17 protein-coding genes are annotated in these 15,963 nt (G+C 72.1%); 8 read left to right on the top strand and 9 right to left on the bottom strand.

The genetic code is table 11. The annotated features are described in order from the left end of the window. Nucleotides 1-13: 13 nt before the first annotated feature. Together ACIO3R_RS14110 and ACIO3R_RS14105 are read left to right on the top strand one after the other, a co-directional pair. On the top strand, nucleotides 14-463 hold the full coding sequence (locus tag ACIO3R_RS14110) for a hypothetical protein (protein WP_385034324.1): 450 nt from the start codon (nucleotides 14-16) through the stop codon (nucleotides 461-463). A gap of 54 nt (nucleotides 464-517) precedes the next feature. Continuing rightward, on the top strand, nucleotides 518-931 hold the full coding sequence (locus ACIO3R_RS14105) for a DUF3592 domain-containing protein (protein WP_385034322.1): 414 nt from the start codon (nucleotides 518-520) through the stop codon (nucleotides 929-931). Nucleotides 932-967: 36 nt separating this feature from the next. Here the strand turns inward: ACIO3R_RS14105 and ACIO3R_RS14100 are convergent, their stop codons facing one another. Further along, complete coding sequence (locus ACIO3R_RS14100; RefSeq protein WP_385034320.1) at nucleotides 968-2,422, bottom strand: PIG-L family deacetylase; 1,455 nt, start codon at nucleotides 2,420-2,422, stop codon at nucleotides 968-970. A gap of 243 nt (nucleotides 2,423-2,665) precedes the next feature. Between ACIO3R_RS14100 and ACIO3R_RS14095 the strand changes: the two genes are divergently transcribed. Together ACIO3R_RS14095 and ACIO3R_RS14090 are read left to right on the top strand one after the other, a co-directional pair. Then, entirely contained in the window at nucleotides 2,666-3,526 is an 861-nt protein-coding gene (locus tag ACIO3R_RS14095) for a Bax inhibitor-1/YccA family protein (protein ID WP_402105737.1), read from the top strand. A gap of 183 nt (nucleotides 3,527-3,709) precedes the next feature. Then, nucleotides 3,710-4,027 (top strand): hypothetical protein, encoded by a 318-nt coding sequence (locus ACIO3R_RS14090; RefSeq protein WP_385034316.1) that lies wholly within the window; start codon nucleotides 3,710-3,712, stop codon nucleotides 4,025-4,027. Nucleotides 4,028-4,139: 112 nt separating this feature from the next. Here ACIO3R_RS14090 and ACIO3R_RS14085 read toward each other — a convergent pair whose 3' ends face one another. The 3 genes from ACIO3R_RS14085 to ACIO3R_RS14075 form a co-directional block, all read right to left on the bottom strand. Continuing rightward, complete coding sequence (locus ACIO3R_RS14085) at nucleotides 4,140-5,000, bottom strand: hypothetical protein (protein ID WP_385034314.1); 861 nt, start codon at nucleotides 4,998-5,000, stop codon at nucleotides 4,140-4,142. 318 nt (nucleotides 5,001-5,318) lie between these two features. After that, complete coding sequence (locus ACIO3R_RS14080) at nucleotides 5,319-6,539, bottom strand: acetyl-CoA C-acetyltransferase (protein ID WP_402105735.1); 1,221 nt, start codon at nucleotides 6,537-6,539, stop codon at nucleotides 5,319-5,321. Between the two features lie 132 nt (nucleotides 6,540-6,671). Beyond that, nucleotides 6,672-7,739, bottom strand: coding sequence for an SGNH/GDSL hydrolase family protein (locus ACIO3R_RS14075; RefSeq protein WP_385034346.1), 1,068 nt, complete (start codon nucleotides 7,737-7,739; stop codon nucleotides 6,672-6,674). Between the two features lie 170 nt (nucleotides 7,740-7,909). Here ACIO3R_RS14075 and ACIO3R_RS14070 point away from each other — a divergent pair, with 170 nt between their 5' ends. Next, nucleotides 7,910-9,319: a cystathionine beta-synthase gene (locus ACIO3R_RS14070; RefSeq protein ID WP_385034310.1), complete on the top strand. Its 1,410-nt coding sequence runs from the start codon at nucleotides 7,910-7,912 to the stop codon at nucleotides 9,317-9,319. A gap of 333 nt (nucleotides 9,320-9,652) precedes the next feature. Here the strand turns inward: ACIO3R_RS14070 and ACIO3R_RS14065 are convergent, their stop codons facing one another. After that, on the bottom strand, nucleotides 9,653-10,078 hold the full coding sequence (locus tag ACIO3R_RS14065) for a hypothetical protein (protein WP_402105733.1): 426 nt from the start codon (nucleotides 10,076-10,078) through the stop codon (nucleotides 9,653-9,655). Nucleotides 10,079-10,270: 192 nt separating this feature from the next. On the opposite strand from ACIO3R_RS14065, the gene ACIO3R_RS14060 reads away from it, so the two are divergent. Further along, nucleotides 10,271-11,116: a MurR/RpiR family transcriptional regulator gene (locus ACIO3R_RS14060; protein WP_363023865.1), complete on the top strand. Its 846-nt coding sequence runs from the start codon at nucleotides 10,271-10,273 to the stop codon at nucleotides 11,114-11,116. A 159-nt stretch (nucleotides 11,117-11,275) separates the two neighbouring features. Then, nucleotides 11,276-11,812: a hypothetical protein gene (locus ACIO3R_RS14055; RefSeq protein WP_385034304.1), complete on the top strand. Its 537-nt coding sequence runs from the start codon at nucleotides 11,276-11,278 to the stop codon at nucleotides 11,810-11,812. Nucleotides 11,813-11,820: 8 nt separating this feature from the next. Here the strand turns inward: ACIO3R_RS14055 and ACIO3R_RS14050 are convergent, their stop codons facing one another. The 4 genes from ACIO3R_RS14050 to ACIO3R_RS14035 all read right to left on the bottom strand — a co-directional run bounded on the left by ACIO3R_RS14050 (nucleotide 11,821) and on the right by ACIO3R_RS14035 (nucleotide 13,994). Then, nucleotides 11,821-12,195: a hypothetical protein gene (locus tag ACIO3R_RS14050; RefSeq protein ID WP_385034302.1), complete on the bottom strand. Its 375-nt coding sequence runs from the start codon at nucleotides 12,193-12,195 to the stop codon at nucleotides 11,821-11,823. A gap of 73 nt (nucleotides 12,196-12,268) precedes the next feature. Next, nucleotides 12,269-12,739, bottom strand: coding sequence for a roadblock/LC7 domain-containing protein (locus tag ACIO3R_RS14045; protein WP_402105730.1), 471 nt, complete (start codon nucleotides 12,737-12,739; stop codon nucleotides 12,269-12,271). A 38-nt stretch (nucleotides 12,740-12,777) separates the two neighbouring features. Further along, nucleotides 12,778-13,575 carry a transcriptional regulator gene (locus ACIO3R_RS14040; RefSeq protein ID WP_385034298.1) on the bottom strand — a complete coding sequence of 266 codons (798 nt, stop codon included), beginning with the start codon at nucleotides 13,573-13,575 and terminating at the stop codon, nucleotides 12,778-12,780. After that, nucleotides 13,572-13,994: a hypothetical protein gene (locus ACIO3R_RS14035; RefSeq protein ID WP_385034296.1), complete on the bottom strand. Its 423-nt coding sequence runs from the start codon at nucleotides 13,992-13,994 to the stop codon at nucleotides 13,572-13,574. The genes ACIO3R_RS14040 and ACIO3R_RS14035 overlap by 4 nt, the downstream gene beginning before the upstream one ends. Nucleotides 13,995-14,282: 288 nt before the next feature. Here ACIO3R_RS14035 and hutU point away from each other — a divergent pair, with 288 nt between their 5' ends. Next, the gene (hutU, locus tag ACIO3R_RS14030) at nucleotides 14,283-15,944 is read left to right on the top strand and encodes a urocanate hydratase (RefSeq protein ID WP_402105728.1); all 1,662 of its coding nucleotides are present in this window, start codon (nucleotides 14,283-14,285) and stop codon (nucleotides 15,942-15,944) included. Nucleotides 15,945-15,963: the final 19 nt, after the last annotated feature.

The raw sequence follows: 15,963 nt of genomic DNA, 5'->3' as shown, positions 1-15,963 counted from the left end.
AAGAGGCAGTCGAATGTCCCGATTTGACGCACACCGCGGGTACGCACCCGCCCCCGCCGGCGACAGGCGGCGGCTGTTCGACCTGATGCTGCCGTGGGCCGCGGGCATCCTGGTGACCGTGATCGCGGAGCTGTGCGTCGCGGTGGTCGTGTGGGACTGGGTGGCGGGCGACGACCCGTCAAGCGTGGCCACGCCCGCCCGTACCATCCTGTTCCTGCACCTGCCGTCCGCTGTCTGCATCGCGCTCGGCACCTGGGCCGCGGCGGCGGTGCACCGCTCGCCGTCACGGGACTCCCGGGTACGGCACGCCCTCGCCGCGTTCGCGCCCGCCGTCGCCCTGCAACTGGTGATCTACGTGTCCCAGGGGAGCGACCTCACGGTCATCACCTTCCTGGTCCAGCTCGTCGTGCTGCTGGCGGGCTGCGCGGTGGGCTTCCTCGCCGACAGGCTGCGCAACGGCTAGAAGGCGTCGGGGAACCAGGGCAGCGGGGCACGGCATCAACGGACCAAGGAAGCCATGAACACGTCGTACGTACTCATCGGTGTGGTCGCCCTGGCGGCGCTCAGGTCCCTGGGGCGGACCGCCCGGCAACTGCGCGGGGCGCGCTCCGGCGTCACCGCTCCGGCGCGCTGCATCCGGGTGTACGAGCGCGACTCGGCGACCGGCTCGTCGAACGACCGGCGGACCTGGCACGTCTTCGCGTTCACCGCGCGGAACGGCGAGTGGGTCGAGTTCCACGACGGCGGCAACAGGCGCTTCATCGAGGGCGCGCGGGTCACGGTGCGCTACGACCCCGCCGACCCCAAGCGCACCGCCACGCTGGCCGGCAGCCCGCGCGCGGCCCTGACCGAGGGGGCCGTCGGCCTGGCGCTGATGGCGCTCGTGCTGGTGATGTTCTTGACCGACTTCCCGGAGAACCTGTTCTCCTGACCCGGCGGTGGGGGTTCAGCACCCGGCGGTGGGGGTTCAGCCCTGCTGCCAGCGCCAGTAGAGGCCGGGCCGGATCTGCGCGCCACAGCCGAGGAGCCCCAGCCGGGGATGCTGGTGGTCCTTCGCGTCCCACCGGGAGGGGAGCGGGCGGTCGTCCTGGAAGAGACACGCGTCCCCCTCTCCGGCGAGCATCCAGGCGCTGCGTCTCCACGTACGGTCCGGCCAAGGCCGGGCACTCCACCGCCGGCCCTTGTCCGCCGTCTCGCAGCGCGTCAGCCCCGCGCTGTCCGCGGTTCTGGTGAGGCAGTGGTCCGCGTAGCGTCGCGACCGGATCGTGCCGTCCGCCCCGATGTCCCATTTCTGGCCGCGGGAGCCGTCGCAGCTCTCGATCCGGACCGAGCCGTCCTTGCCGTCCGTACCGACCGCCGTGAGGCACTGTTCCGGCTTCCAGCCGGTGAACGCGGTGGTTCTGCCGATGTCCCCCATGATCTCCCCCGGGCGGGGAGCGCGGTGCTCCTGCTCGTACTGCCGGTGAATCCAGTCCGCGGCGTCGCTCGGCAGCCGGCCCCGGCGGTCCTCGGTGACGTCGCACTTCGCGCGCGTGGGTCCGCAGAGGACTTCGGCCAGGTACAGCCGGGCCACCGCCTCCTTCTCGCGCACCTGGTCGCTGGGAAGGTTCGGCTTGAACCTCGACATCGTGTACCCGAGATAGGACCGCACCGGAATCCCGGCGATGTATCCCGCGGTCCTGAAGTACCGTGCGCCGATGCCGTGGTCGGCATGGTCGATACGGCCGGTCAGACCGAAGGCGAAGGAGGCGTTGTCGTCGTCCATGGTGAGGATCTGCTCGGCCCGCTCCTGCCGGGCGAACGCGGACAGGGTCTTCAGCAGCTGCTCCTCCGTATAGCTCCCGCCGCCCTGGAACAGCTGGATCCGCTTCCGGTCGCCCACGAACAGCCGCAGCATGCTCTGTGGCGACTGACCGCCCGGAAGCCCGTCGTGCAGTCCCACGAACGCCAGCCGCACCCTGCTGTTCGCGAGCCGGAGCGACCGGATGCCGCGGCCGTTCACCCGCAGCGTCTCCTCGCTCCAGCGGCCGGGCACCCCCGCGAGCCGCGCGTAGGCCGCCTTCACCCCGTCCTCCCTGCGCCGCACGTAGTCCAGGGCCTCCTGGCGTCTCCGTCCGTCGTCGCCCCCGGTGAGATACACCGTGGTCAGCGGGCAGCCCGCGCGGATCGTCCGGCCGATGTCGGGATCGGTGAAGTAGAGGTCGTCATCGGGATGCGCCACCCCGACCAGCGTGCGCCGGCATCCCTGAGTGCCGTCCGGCGCCTCGCCCGCCAGGTGTGACGCGGCCGCCGAGCCCCGAGCGGCGGGACGCGCAGCCGTGGGGGAGCAGGAGAGGCTCAGCACCGCGCACAGGGCGGACGCGGCGAACGGAAGCAGTCTCGGCACCCGGCGGCCCCGGGTCTCGGAACGCGTGCGGTCCACGGAGCCGTCCTCATGGCCGGGGGCTGGGTCCAGAGAATCTTGCAGTCCGGCGCGGTACGCGCCCGGCATCCGACGCGCGGGCCGCCGCGTCGGCACCGAATGGGCGAAGACCCGGGCCCGCTCCGCCGGGGCCGGCCCCCGGCGGACGATCGGGGAAAGATCCTCCCCTGGCACTAGGGAGTTTGTTTTGCCTACCCATTACTCTTGTCCCAAGGCCACGCTGGGTGGCCATGGAGGAGTGAGATGAGGAGCAGCAACCCGGTCTTCTCGCGACGGGGCTTCAGCCGCGACAACGGTTACGCGAACGTCAACGCGGCACCGCAGGCCGGGGCCCCAGTAGCGGGTGCCAACCCATACGCCACCAACCCGTATGCCCAGCCGGACGCCCAGTTCGGCGCCCCGCAGGCACCGGCGCGTTCCGGTGCGATGACGATCGACGACGTCGTCACCCGTACGGCACTGACGCTGGGCACGGTCGTGGCAGGTGCCGCGGTCGCCTGGGCCCTGCTGCCCGTCGACGAGGCCAACCTCGGCAAGTCGTACGGCATCGCGATCGGCGCCGCGCTGATCGCGTTCGTGCTGTCGCTCGTCCAGTCCTTCAAGCGCACTCCGGTTCCCGCGCTGATCATCGCGTACGCGGCCTTCGAGGGCGTCTTCCTCGGGGTCATCTCCAGCGCGGTCAGCACGTACATCGGACCGGGCGTCGTGATGCAGGCGGTGATGGGCACCATGTGTGTCTTCGCCGGTGTGCTGTTCGCGTACAAGATGCGCTGGATCCGCGTCACCCGCCGCTTCTACGGCTTCGTGATGGCCGCCGCCATGGGCTTCATGCTCCTGATGGTGGTCAACCTGCTGTTCGCCGCCTTCGGTGGCGGTGACGGCCTCGGCTTCCGCAGCGGTGGCCTCGGCATCCTCTTCGGTGTCGTCGGCATCATCCTCGGCGCGTGCTTCCTGGCACTCGACTTCAAGCAGATCGAGGACGGCGTCGCGTACGGCGCCCCGCGCGAGGAGTCCTGGCTGGCGGCCTTCGGCCTCACCATGACCCTGGTGTGGATCTACCTGGAGATGCTGCGCCTGCTCTCCATCCTCAGCGGCGACGACTAGGCCTGGCTTTCCGCCAGGTCCGTTGATCTCGTGTGAACGGCCCGCAGGCTCCTTCGACGGAGCCTGCGGGCCGTTCTGTGTTCCGCGGGGACGGGGCTGCCGAGGGGGGCTGCGCCTTCCCGGCACCGTGCCCGGGTGTCAGCCCGTTGGCAACAGTCCCGGCGGGGCGCGTAGGGTCGCGGGGTGCTCGATACGACGCCCCTGATCATCGCCGTGGACCGATTCGCCGACCGGCTGCGTGCCGCCCCGCAGAGCAGGCTGCAGCGGGGAGCGGCGGCCGAAGGGCTGGCCGTGGCCAGGCGGTTGGCGGTGCGGGCCCAGCGCATCGAGGCGCCGGAGCGGGAGCCGAGGACCATGCCGGACGCCGGGATCTTCGCGATCGGTGACCAACTCGCGGTCGCGGGCCGGGATCTGGCCGTGGCACTGGAAACGGCCCCGTCGGCGGAGCTGGACGAGGCCGTGCGATTCGTCGATGAAGCGACCGCGCGGGCGTTCGCCTGAGCCACAGGGCGACAGGCGGCAGCGCTGGGCGCTCCGGGCGTGCGGGGTGTGCTGGGCAGCGGCCGGCGAGGGCCGCTGTGCCGGGGGAGGTGCCGGGCGACCGGTCCGCGGGCTAGAAGCTCGCGATGACGCGGTCGGCCAGTATGTACACGTTCTCCCTGCCGCAGGAGAACGTGAGCGCGTACGCGCCGGAGACCCCGGAACCGCCCAGCAGCACCGGGTGCTCGCCGGACCGCAGCGACTCGGCCAGACGCTCCGCGGTCTCCCGGTGGCCGGGGGTCATGCAGAGCGTGGTGCCGTCGGCGAAGACGTAGACGTCCAGGGTGCCGAGCGGGCCGGGGCGCACGTCGGCGAGTTCCGTACGGCTGTCGGCGAGCTCTTCCAGGCGGTTCACTGTACGCTCGTGATCGGTGACAACGGGTGTCTGCACCGGCACGAAGTCGGGGTGCGAGGGGTGGCGGCGACGGGCCGCGGCCAGTTCGGGGGAGTCCTCGGCGAACTCCGCGATCTCGGGGAGCTCGGCGATGTCCGCCAGCTCGGCCAGTTCCGTCAGCTCCTCCAGCGCCTCCGCGGCGTCGAGGTCCATCGCCTCCAGACCGGCGAAGTCGGCCTGGCGCGGCATGAAGAACGGGGCGTCCTCGCCGATCCCGGCCAGGCCGCCCAGCAGGGACGGGGCGTCGGCGGCGTCGCGCGCCTCCTGCGAGGCCCAGAAGGCGCGGGCCTCGGCGAGCTCGCGCTCGCGCTCCTCGGCCAGCGCCTCGGCGACCGCCGCGCGTATTTCCGCGGCAGGTGTGGCGTCGTTGCGGCTCTGGGCGGGGACGGCGGCGGCACGGGCGCGGTCGTCGGCCAGCTCCCTCCGGAGGGCGGATACCTGCTTGCGCAGCCCGTGAGCGGCGTGCAGAGCAGCGGCGCCCACGGCCGTGGCAGCGGCGGTGGTCAGCAACAGGGCAAGAGGCATGGCGCTCACTGACATACTCCCGGTTTCAATCGATCCCCCGACTTCCTACATCAGCTTGGCCTGTACCGGCACCATGTGTCAGTGCATTACGTCACGAATTGGACAGGTCTTTGTGCCTGGGGTTTAGCCCTGATGTGGGTGTGACCTGCGGGAATGACTCTCCCCCAGGAGATAGGTCACATCCTGGGGGAGATTCGGTCACGTTCGGGGCTCGGAACCGGCCACGCCGACCGGTCCGGAAGGCCCGAAAGGCCCCGAAGGGCCCGGCGGGCGGGGCCTGTGACGGTCATCGGAAGGCCGCCCGCGCTCGGGCCCGGCGGAACGCGGCCCCGGTCAGCTCAGCCGCTCGATGACCATCGCCATGCCCTGGCCGCCGCCCACGCACATCGTCTCCAGGCCGAACTGCTTGTCGTGGAACTGCAGGCTGTTGATCAGCGTGCCGGTGATCCGCGCGCCGGTCATGCCGAAGGGGTGGCCGACGGCGATGGCGCCACCGTTGACGTTGACCTTGTCCAGCGGCAGGCCGAGGTCCCGGTAGGACGGGATCACCTGGGCGGCGAAGGCCTCGTTGATCTCGGCCAGGTCGATGTCGTCGATGCCCAGTCCGGCCCGCTTCAGCGCCTGCTTGCTCGCCTCGACCGGTCCGTAGCCCATGATCTCGGGGGAGAGGCCGGAGACGCCGGTGGAGACGATCCGGGCCAGCGGGGTCAGGTCCAGCTCGCGCGCCTTGGTGTCGGACATGATCACGAGCGCCGCGGCACCGTCGTTGAGCGGGCAGCAGTTGCCGGCGGTGACCAGGCCGTCGGGGCGGAAGACCGGCTTCAGGCCCTGCACGCCCTCCAGGGTGACGCCCGCACGCGGACCGTCGTCCTTGGCGACCACCGTGCCGTCCGGCGTCGTCACCGGGGTGATCTCGCGCTCCCAGAAGCCGTTCTTGAGGGCTTCCTCGGCGAGGTTCTGCGACCGGACGCCGAACTCGTCCATGTCCTGGCGGGTGACGCCCTTGGTCCGGGCCAGGTTCTCCGCGGTCTGCCCCATCGAGATGTACGCGTCCGGCACCAGGCCGTCCTCGCGCGGGTCGTGCCAGCTCGCGCCGGACTCCTCCGCGCGGGCCGCGGTACGGGCCTCGGCGTCGGCGAACAGCGGGTTGTGGGTGTCCGGCCAGCTGTCGGAGTTGCCCTTGGCGAACCGGGACACCATCTCGACACCGGCCGAGATGAACACGTCGCCCTCGCCGGCCTTGATGGCGTGCAGCGCCATGCGGCTGGTCTGGAGGGAGGACGAGCAGTAGCGCGTGACCGTACAGCCGGGAAGGTGGTCCATCCCCATCTGCACGGCGATGATGCGGCCCAGGTTGTTGCCCTGCTCGCCGCCGGGGAGGCCGCAGCCGAGCATCAGGTCGTCGATGTCCTCGGGGTCCAGCTCGGGGACCTTGGCCAGTGCGGTCTGGATGATCGTGGCGGTCAGGTCGTCCGACCGCAGGTCCTTCAGCGAGCCCTTGAAGGCCCGGCCGATGGGGGAACGGGCAGCAGAGACGATCACGGCTTCGGGCATCACGCGGCTCCATGAGGGCTGGAAGGCTGTCTGGCTGGACTGCTCTGGAAGTTACCCGGACGTACTGCCGAGGTCACCCGGCCGGGCATGTGATGCGGGCCTCTTTTCTAAGCGACCGCTCAGTCCGTCGGCTCAGGCGGTCCGGGACGAGGTGCCCGTGTCGGTGCCAGGACGCCGCTCCACCCGGGTGGAGCCGCCCTGCTCCCCGCGCGCACCCGGGTGCGGATGCGGGTGCGGGTGCGGCTCCGTCGGCGCAGGCAGACGCCGCCGCCTGCGGTGCTTGAGGAGCGCCCAGGGCGCCCGAGCCCCGGTGACCTCCGTACCGGCCTCCCTGGCCGCCTGGGAGGCCGCCTTGGCCACCGGCAGCATGTCCTCACGCCGGGCGCCGTCCAGATGATCGGACTCCGGCCACAGCCCCAGCACCGCGCAGACCGTCGGCAGCAGCGCCATCGCGGCTGTCGCGTAGCCCTCCGCGGAGGGGTGGTAGTTGTCGGGGCCGAACAGCTCCCGCGGGTTCGCCTCGAACTCCGGTCCCAGCAGGTCGCCCAGCGACACCGTGCGCCCGCCCTGCTCCACCGAACCGATCGTCTGCGCCGCCGCCAGCTGCCGGCTCACCCGCCGGGCCAGCCACCGCAGCGGCTGGTAGACCGGCTCGATCGTGCCCAGGTCCGGACAGGTGCCGACCACCACCTCGGCCCCCGCCGTACGGAGCCTGCGCACCGCCGCGGTCAGACAGCGCACCGACTGGGTCGCGGGCATCCGGTGCGTCACGTCGTTCGCCCCGATCATGATCACGCAGATGTCCGGGGTCCCGAACGGATCGGCCAGCAGCAGCGCCACCTGCCGCTCCAGATCGTCCGACCGGGCTCCCGGCTGCGCGACGTTGCGCAGATCCACCGGCCGCTCCGAGACGGCCGCGAGCCCCGAGGCCACCAGCGCCCCCGGTGTCTGCCCGGCCCGCCGCACGCCCTGCCCGGCCGCGGTGGAATCCCCCAGCATCCCCAGCCGCAGCGGGTCCGACGGTCCGGCGAACGCCACCCCGTACCGCCCGTCCGCACTCGGCGGGACCGGTGCGATGCCGCCGCCCACCAGCCGCTTCGCCAGCTGGACCTCCGCCAGCACGACCCCTACCGCCGCGGCGCCCAGCAGCCCGACGCTGCCGCCGCCGTAGGCCGCACCCGCCGCGATCCGCCGTGCCACCCTCGCTCTCGACACAGTCCGGTCCACCTCCTCGTCGCCTTACGGCCCCGCCCGCGGCCGCCGTACACAGAGCTAACTGCCCCCAAGAGGCCGTTGTTCAATCGCTTCGCCCAATCCGGTCCCCGTACGCATACTCTTGCCGCACCATCTCGGAGACCCCGGAGTACACGGTGCAATTCCACGATTCGATGATCAGCCTCGTAGGCAACACCCCGCTGGTGAGGCTGCGCAGTGTGACGGCCGGCATCCAGGCGACGGTCCTGGCCAAGGTCGAGTACTTCAACCCAGGCGGCTCGGTCAAGGACCGGATCGCCCTTCGCATGATCGAGGCCGCGGAGCAGAGCGGCGAGCTGCAGCCCGGAGGCACGATCGTCGAGCCGACGAGCGGCAACACGGGCGTCGGCCTGGCGATCGTCGCGCAGCAGAAGGGCTACAAGTGCATCTTCGTCTGCCCGGACAAGGTGTCCACGGACAAGATCAACGTGCTGCGCGCCTACGGCGCCGAGGTCGTCGTCTGCCCGACGGCGGTCGACCCCGAGCACCCGGACTCCTACTACAACGTCTCCGACCGGCTGGTCCGTGAGACGCCCGGAGCCTGGAAGCCCGATCAGTACTCCAACCCCAACAACCCGCGCTCCCACTACGAGACCACCGGTCCCGAGCTGTGGGAGCAGACGGACGGGAAGATCACCCATTTCGTGGCGGGGGTCGGCACCGGCGGCACGATCAGCGGCACCGGCCGCTACCTGAAGGAAGCCAGCGACGGCGCGGTCAAGGTCATCGGCGCGGACCCGGAGGGCTCGGTCTACTCCGGCGGCTCCGGACGGCCGTACCTGGTCGAGGGCGTCGGTGAGGACTTCTGGCCGACGGCGTACGACCGGACGGTCACCGACGAGATCGTCGCCGTGTCCGACAAGGACTCCTTCCAGATGACCCGTCGGCTCGCCAAGGAGGAGGGCCTGCTGGTCGGCGGCTCCTGCGGGATGGCGGTCGTCGGCGCCCTGGAGGTCGCGAAGCGGCTGGGGCCGGACGACGTGGTCGTCGTCCTCCTGCCGGACAGCGGGCGCGGCTACCTGAGCAAGATCTTCAACGACGAGTGGATGGCGGACTACGGCTTCCTGGAGAACACCGGTCCCTCCGCACGCGTCGCGGCCGTCCTCGACTACAAGGAGGGCCCGATCCCGACCCTCGTCCACATGCACCCGGAGGAGACCGTCGGCGAGGCGATCGAGGTCCTGCGCGAGTACGGCGTCTCGCAGATGCCGATCGTGAAGCCGGGCGCGGGACACCCGGACGTGATGGCCGCGGAGGTCATCGGCTCGGTCGTCGAGCGGGAGCTGCTGAACGCGCTCTTCGCCCAGCGCGCCTCGCTCTCCGACCCGCTGGAGAAGCACATGTCGCCGCCGCTGCCGCAGGTCGGCTCCGGCGAACCGGTCGAGGACCTGATGACGGTGCTCGGCGGTGCGGGCGCGGCGGACGCGGCGATCGTGCTGGTGGAGGGCAAGCCGAAGGGCGTGGTCAGCCGGCAGGACCTGCTGGCGTTCCTCGCCAAGGACGCGGCGGCGGTCCCCAAGCCGTAGCGGAGGGCCGCAGGCGGGTCCGCCGGGAAAGCCGCGGGCGGGTCCGCCGGGGAGGCCCGCGCGCGGGCTTCGCGAAAACGGTACGAGCGCGACACGTACCCGCAGCACCGGCTTAACACGGCTCGGGCAGATTGATGGGTGTCGGCAGGGAGACCCGCCGGCACCGATACGGCGACACGGACTACGGAGCGGCTCCCGGACCTCCACTGTCGCCCGGATGCGAGACCGGCCCTGACCCGGACCGCGTCCCTCGCGGGGACCGCCGTCGTCCCGCCCTCCGGGAAACCGGGGGTGCGGCGGTCCCCGCGATACACCCCCGGCCCTCCCGGCCGCTCATTCCTCCCAGTCGGACTTCTGCCGCTCGTCGTCCCGGCGCCGGAAGAGCCGCCCGCCGCGCGCGGCCTGGAAGGCGTTGACACCGACGATCCCGAGCCAGGCCACGACCAGCCCCCGGATGCCCGCGTTGGCAACGCCGATGGCCGACAGCGGGATGGCCAGGACCAGCGAGACGATCGCGAATCCGTACTGCTCACCGAAGTGCCCCGCGGCGGGCCGCGGCGGCTGTGCTCCCCTGGCGACGACGATCTGCTGCTCCGCGAGATGGCGCCTGACCCGGCGGTCGAGCGTGCCGTCGAGCCGCTGCTCGACCTTTTCGAGAAACGACTCGACGAGCGCGGACTCGTACTCGGCCCCCAGCTCACTACGGGCTTGAAGGGTGGCGTCGAGCTCCTTCTTGAGCTCGGTGTCGGGTGCGTCCATATCCCTACGGTACGAATCCGGGGCGGGCGGGTCAGTGGGGCTAACCCCCCTGTTTGTGCCGGAGCGCGCCCCCGGTGACGCGCCGCCGTCCTCCCTCACCGCGCGGCTGCATATGGACATGCAGACGCCTTGCTGGCTGAATGGATTCGTCGGTGCCGGACCGCGGCGCGACGGATCTACCGAGGGGACAGGATGAGCGGGAGCAGCCCGGCCGCGAGGTTGCAGCAGCTGTTCGAGGGGCGCAGGCTCACCCCCACCCAGCGGCGCATCGCGCACTCGATGGTGCGCAGGGCAGGCGACGCCCCGTTCCTGTCCAGCGTCGAGCTGGCCGAACTGGCCGGGGTGAGCCAGCCCTCCGTCACCCGGTTCGCCGTGGCGCTCGGCTTCGACGGCTACCCCGCGCTGCGCAGGCATCTGCGCGAGGTCACCCCGGCCGGTCCGGCGGCGGGCGCCGGGGAGGACACGTACAACGAGTACCAGCAGGCGGTGCACGCCGAGATCGAGAACCTGCGCCACCTCGCCGAGCTGCTCGCCGATCCGGGACCGGTCGAGCGGGCCGGACGGCTGCTCGCCGCCTCGCGGCCGCTGCCCGTGCTCGGGCTGCGCGCCGCCTCCTCGCAGGCCCGGGGCTTCGGATACTTCGCCGCCAAGGTCCACCCCGACGTCCGGGTGCTCGACGAGGGCGGCAGCATGCTGCACGACCGGATCGACGCCGCCCGGCGGGCCGGGGCCAGCGCGCTGATCTGCTTCGCGCTGCCGCGCCACCCCCGGGAGGTCGTGGACGCGCTCGCGTACGCGCGGGAACAGGGGCTGACCGTGGTGTCGGTCGCGGACTCCGCCTTCGCCCCGGTGGCCGGCCACAGCGATCTGCTGATCCCGGCCGCCGTCGGGACCGGGCTCGCCTTCGACACGGCGTGTGCGCCGATGCTGCTGGGGCGGGTGCTGCTGGAGTCCATGTGCGACGCCCTGCCGGACGCGCAGGCGCGGCTGGAGGAGTTCGACGCGAGGGCGGCGGCGCGGGGCCTGTTCGTCGAGTGAACCGCGCGGCCGCCCGCGCCGGCGCCCCGTCCGTCACGGGCGGGGCGCCGCTTCTCAGACTTCGCTCATGTACGGCCCCTAATCTGCGCCCACGGAATGGGCACAGGGCCGTCGGAGAGGGGTACGGACGTGGGGCGCGGAGCGCAGTCGTTGGCGAGAGTGGCCGTGATCGTACGGGCCGGCGCGGCGCCCATGTGGTGGCCGGGGCTGCTCGCCGCGGCCATCGGGGCACTGGTGCCGGGGCTCACCGGCCGGCGCATCGGACTGCTGACCGGGGCCGCGCTGTTCCTGGTCACGATGGCCGTCGTGGCGACGGCCCGCGGCAAGCGGTACGACGGACTCGCCCGGGGCGCCACCCGGGCCGGCCGCACCGACTTCCTCCAGGACCGGGCCGTGACCGTACGCAACTGGCGCCGCGGGCACCGCTGGTGGCTGCTCGGGGCGTTCCTGGTGGCCGTCGCGAGCGCGTTCGTGGTGCCGGGGGCGGGCGGGCTGCTGCTCGCGGGGGCCGGGGCCGGGCTCTGGGCCAAGGCCGTCCGGATCGGGCAGCGGGAGCGCCGGGACGACGCCCTGTACTGGGTCCGCACGGACTGGGTGGAGCGCGGGCGGCCCACCGGCAAGCCGGTCAAGGCGTTCCGGACGACGGGGCCGGTGGCCGGGGACGCCGCACCCGGTGGGGCGCGGCGCTCCCGCTGACCGGCCGGTCAGACCTCCAGCTCCGCCTCGATCCTCTTGAGCTGGTGGCGGGCCATCGCCAGGTTGGCGCGGCCGGAGTCCAGCACCAGGTAGAGGAACAGGCCGTTGTTGCCACGGGTCCTGAGCAGCCGGATCAGGTGGTACTGGGTGCCCAGGGTGATCAGGATGTCCTCGATCTCGTCCTGGATGCCCAGGTGCTCCATGGTGCGGAGCTTGGCGCGTACGACGTCGGTGTTGCCGGCCGCCGCGACCTCCAGGTTGAATTCCTTGCCGCCGCCGAGGGTGCCCAGCGCCATGCCGCTCGTGTAGTCGACGAGGGCGACACCGACGGTGCCCTCGATGGACGTCATCGCTTCCTTCAGTGACGCTTCGGTGTTCGCCATGAGTACTCGATTCCTTTCCCTGACCGGCCGCGATGACCGGTTCCGTTTCCTGGGTGCGAGAGCTGGGGGCGGTTCATGTCGTGCGGTGGGGCAGGGTGCCCGGCTGCTGCGGGGTGCGGGGCAGCGGCGGGCGTGCGCCGGGTGCGGGCTGCGGGGTGCGTTCCAGTGCGGCGTCGACGAGCTGTCCGATCCTGGCGCCGGCCCGGCGGCCCTCCAGATGGAGCCTGCCGACGTTGATCCGGTCCTCGGCCAGCAGGGTCAGCACGGCCGACGAACCCGCGGCGTACGCCGCGATGTAGCCCGTCTCGCCCCGGACGAGGAGTTCGCGGAAGCCGCCCCGGCCGGTCGCCTCCGTCATCCGGATCGAGACCCCGAGCGCGGCGGCGGTCAGTGCGGCGACCCCTTCGGCCTCCACCCCCGGGGTGTCATGGGCGAGGACGAGTCCGTCGGTGCTGGCCGCCAGGGCGCCGGCGAGGAGCGGCACCCGCGCCCGCAGCCGCTGGAGTTCGGCCAGGACATCCTGGACTTCGGCCTCGGGCACCATCAGCTGTCTCCTCCCGGCACGCTGTCTGAGCGCGCGTATCACAGGGCCTCCAGTGCGTCTCGGAGCCGGCGCAGCAGGGCGACGTCGGGGTCGGCGGTGACCTCGGGCAGCTCGATCCGGGGGGCCGCGGAGGCGGCCCGGCCCGTCGGCGTCCGGACCGCCTCCACCAGCCCGGACGCGGCCAGCCGCCGGAGGTCGACCAGGGTGTGGAACGCCGACCTGCCCAGCTCCTGGGCGATGTCCGTCGCGGTGCGCACCCCGTCCACGCGCTCCAGTACGCGGTGCTGGCGCGGGGGTACGGGGGAGTCGACCGGGTGGCCGGTCCGCACGAGCGGGGCGCTGTCGGTCACCGCCTCGGGCCAGATCCGGTCCAGCAGCTCCCGGCGCCGGAGCGTCTCGCGCTGCACGGCTTCCACGGGCACGGGGCGGACCGGGCCGATCCAGTGGGCGACCCCGTAGCGGAAGCGGGCCGGGGTCCGGGTCGGGGCGAGGGCGAAGAACGCCGCGTCGTACAGCGCCCCCAGGTGGCACAGCTCCAGCGCGCCGCCCGCCACCCGGCCGCTGTCCACGAGGTAGCGGCCGACCCGCTGCCCGGCCCCCGCCCGGGCGACCGCGTCCCACCAGCCGTCGCGGTGCAGGGCGCCGCCCCGGGTGAGCAGGACGTCGATACCGGGCGTGGCCGGGCTCTCGGCGTGCACCACCTCGCCGTCGGCGAGGTAGAGGGTGCCCCGGTCGCGCATCAGGGCGCCGGTGGCCCGTTCCGCGGCGAGGCGCTGGAGCATGGGCGAGAGCACGGGGGCGGGGGAGGGGGCGGGCGCGGGGGTGGTCGTTCTCATGCCAGGACCAGCCGCTCGGCCATCTCGCCCAGCCGTATCCGGGCCAGGGCCAGATTGCCCTCCGCGCGGTCCAGCCAGAGGTGGAGGAAGACGCTGCTGTCGAAGTCCGTCTCGACGAACCGGAGGATGTGGTAGCCGGCCCGGGTGGTGACGATGACGTCCTCGACCGGGGACCCCGTCCCCGTGACGGCCTGGCTGCCGACGGAGGTCGGCGGCCGGGGTAACTCCAGGGCGAAGGCTGGCTGCTCGGCCGCCATCCGTGCGACCTCGGCCGTCTCCGCGGCGGTGGCCTCGTGGTCGCCGTTGGGCGAGTCACCGATGGTGCCGAGAGCGAGACCGCTCGTCCAGTCGACCACGGCGGCACCACGGGCACCGGGCAGTCTCATGGCGTCGAGCAGGCACTCGTCGATTCCGGGCACGCGGACTCCCCTCCGACACTCTGTGCGGCTGTGACCCAGAGGTTACGCAACGTGCTCGGGCCTGGTGGAGGTTCTGGCATTTTCCACAGGTACATGCAGGTGGCCGGTGGAAAATGCCCTCCCGCACACCGGAAGGGAGCCGTCCGGGCGTCTGCCGGGCGCCTGTTGAGCGCCGGTTGAGCGCCGTACGAGCGCTGTCCTGGCCCGGGTCGCGCCGCCCTGTTGACTGGACGTATTCAGTCGATCAGGATGTGAATAGAAAATTCACAGTCGCGAGGAGGCATTGCCATGTCAGGACCCCGCCCCGTACGGGCACCGCGCGGTACCGAACTGAGCGCCCTGGGATGGCAGCAGGAAGCCGCGCTGCGGATGCTGCAGAACAACCTGGACCCCGAGGTCGCCGAGCACCCCGACAAGCTCGTCGTCTACGGCGGCACCGGCAAGGCCGCCCGCGACTGGCGCTCGTTCGACGCGATGGTGCGCACGCTCCGGACGCTCAAGCAGGACGAGACGATGCTCGTCCAGTCCGGGCGTCCGGTCGGCGTCATGCAGACGCACGAGTGGGCCCCGCGGGTCCTGATCGCCAACTCCAACCTCGTCGGCGACTGGGCGAACTGGGAGGAGTTCCGCCGCCTGGAGGCGCTCGGGCTCACCATGTACGGCCAGATGACCGCCGGATCGTGGATCTACATCGGCACCCAGGGCATCCTCCAGGGCACGTACGAGACGTTCGCCGCCGTCGCCGCGAAGAAGTTCGGCGGGACGCTGGCCGGGAAGATCACGCTGACCGCCGGGCTCGGCGGCATGGGCGGCGCCCAGCCCCTCGCCGTGACGATGAACGACGGCGTCGCGATCTGCGTCGACTGCGACCCGCGCGCCATCGAACGCCGCATCGAGCACCGCTTCCTGGACGTGCGGGCCGACTCCCTGGAGCACGCCTTCCAGCTCGCGGTCGAGGCCAGGGACGCCCGCAGGCCGCTCTCCATCGGGCTGCTCGGCAACGCCGCGGAACTGCTGCCCCGGATGCTCGCCGAGGGCGCCCCGGTCGACATCGTCACCGACCAGACCAGCGCGCACGACCCGCTCGCCTACCTGCCGCTCGGGGTCGACTTCGACGACATGGCCGACTACGCCACCGAGAAGCCCGCCGACTTCACCCTGCGCGCCCGGGAGTCGATGGCGAAGCACGTCGAGGCGATGGTCGGCTTCATGGACGCGGGCGCCGAGGTCTTCGACTACGGCAACTCCATCCGCGGCGAGGCACAGCTCGCGGGCTACGGGCGGGCCTTCGACTTCCCGGGCTTCGTGCCCGCGTACATCCGGCCGCTCTTCTGCGAGGGCAAGGGCCCCTTCCGCTGGGCGGCCCTGTCCGGCGAGGCGTCCGACATCCACAAGACCGACAAGGCGATGCTCGAACTCTTCCCGGAGAACGAGTCGCTGCACCGCTGGATCAAGATGGCCGGCGAGCGCGTCCAGTTCCAGGGGCTGCCCGCCCGGATCTGCTGGCTCGGCTACGGCGAGCGGGACCGGGCCGGCGAGCGCTTCAACGACATGGTGGCGAGCGGTGAGCTGGCCGCGCCGCTGGCCATCGGGCGCGACCACCTGGACTGCGGCTCCGTGGCCTCCCCCTACCGGGAGACCGAGGCCATGCTCGACGGGTCCGACGCCATCGCCGACTGGCCGCTGCTCAACGCGATGGTCAACGTGGCGTCGGGGGCGTCCTGGGTCTCCATCCACCACGGCGGCGGTGTGGGCATGGGCCGCTCCATCCACGCGGGCCAGGTGACGGTGGCCGACGGGACGAAGCTGGCCGGCGAGAAGATCCGCCGGGTGCTGACCAACGACCCCGGCATGGGCGTCATCCGGCACGTGGACGCGGGGTACGACATCGCGGAGTCGGTCGCCTCCGACAAGGGCGTGCGGGTGCCGATGCGGGAGGGCGAGGCGTGACGGCGCCGGACCGATCCCG

It is taken from the genome of Streptomyces sp. NPDC087428, assembly GCF_044744085.1.
In the GTDB taxonomy this organism is placed as follows: domain Bacteria; phylum Actinomycetota; class Actinomycetes; order Streptomycetales; family Streptomycetaceae; genus Streptomyces.
The sequence above is the reverse complement of the archived record's forward strand: the minus strand, read 5'-3'. Positions and strand labels throughout refer to the sequence as shown.

Coding starts and splice junctions, on each gene's coding strand:
- ACIO3R_RS14110 (WP_385034324.1), top strand. CDS start 14: ATGTCCCGATTTGACGCACACCGCGGGTACGCACCCGCCCCCGCCGGC.
- ACIO3R_RS14105 (WP_385034322.1), top strand. CDS start 518: ATGAACACGTCGTACGTACTCATCGGTGTGGTCGCCCTGGCGGCGCTC.
- ACIO3R_RS14095 (WP_402105737.1), top strand. CDS start 2,666: ATGAGGAGCAGCAACCCGGTCTTCTCGCGACGGGGCTTCAGCCGCGAC.
- ACIO3R_RS14085 (WP_385034314.1), bottom strand. CDS start 5,000: ATGTCAGTGAGCGCCATGCCTCTTGCCCTGTTGCTGACCACCGCCGCT.
- ACIO3R_RS14080 (WP_402105735.1), bottom strand. CDS start 6,539: ATGCCCGAAGCCGTGATCGTCTCTGCTGCCCGTTCCCCCATCGGCCGG.
- ACIO3R_RS14065 (WP_402105733.1), bottom strand. CDS start 10,078: ATGGACGCACCCGACACCGAGCTCAAGAAGGAGCTCGACGCCACCCTT.
- ACIO3R_RS14060 (WP_363023865.1), top strand. CDS start 10,271: ATGAGCGGGAGCAGCCCGGCCGCGAGGTTGCAGCAGCTGTTCGAGGGG.
- ACIO3R_RS14050 (WP_385034302.1), bottom strand. CDS start 12,195: ATGGCGAACACCGAAGCGTCACTGAAGGAAGCGATGACGTCCATCGAG.
- ACIO3R_RS14045 (WP_402105730.1), bottom strand. CDS start 12,739: ATGGTGCCCGAGGCCGAAGTCCAGGATGTCCTGGCCGAACTCCAGCGG.
- ACIO3R_RS14040 (WP_385034298.1), bottom strand. CDS start 13,575: ATGAGAACGACCACCCCCGCGCCCGCCCCCTCCCCCGCCCCCGTGCTC.
- hutU (WP_402105728.1), top strand. CDS start 14,283: ATGTCAGGACCCCGCCCCGTACGGGCACCGCGCGGTACCGAACTGAGC.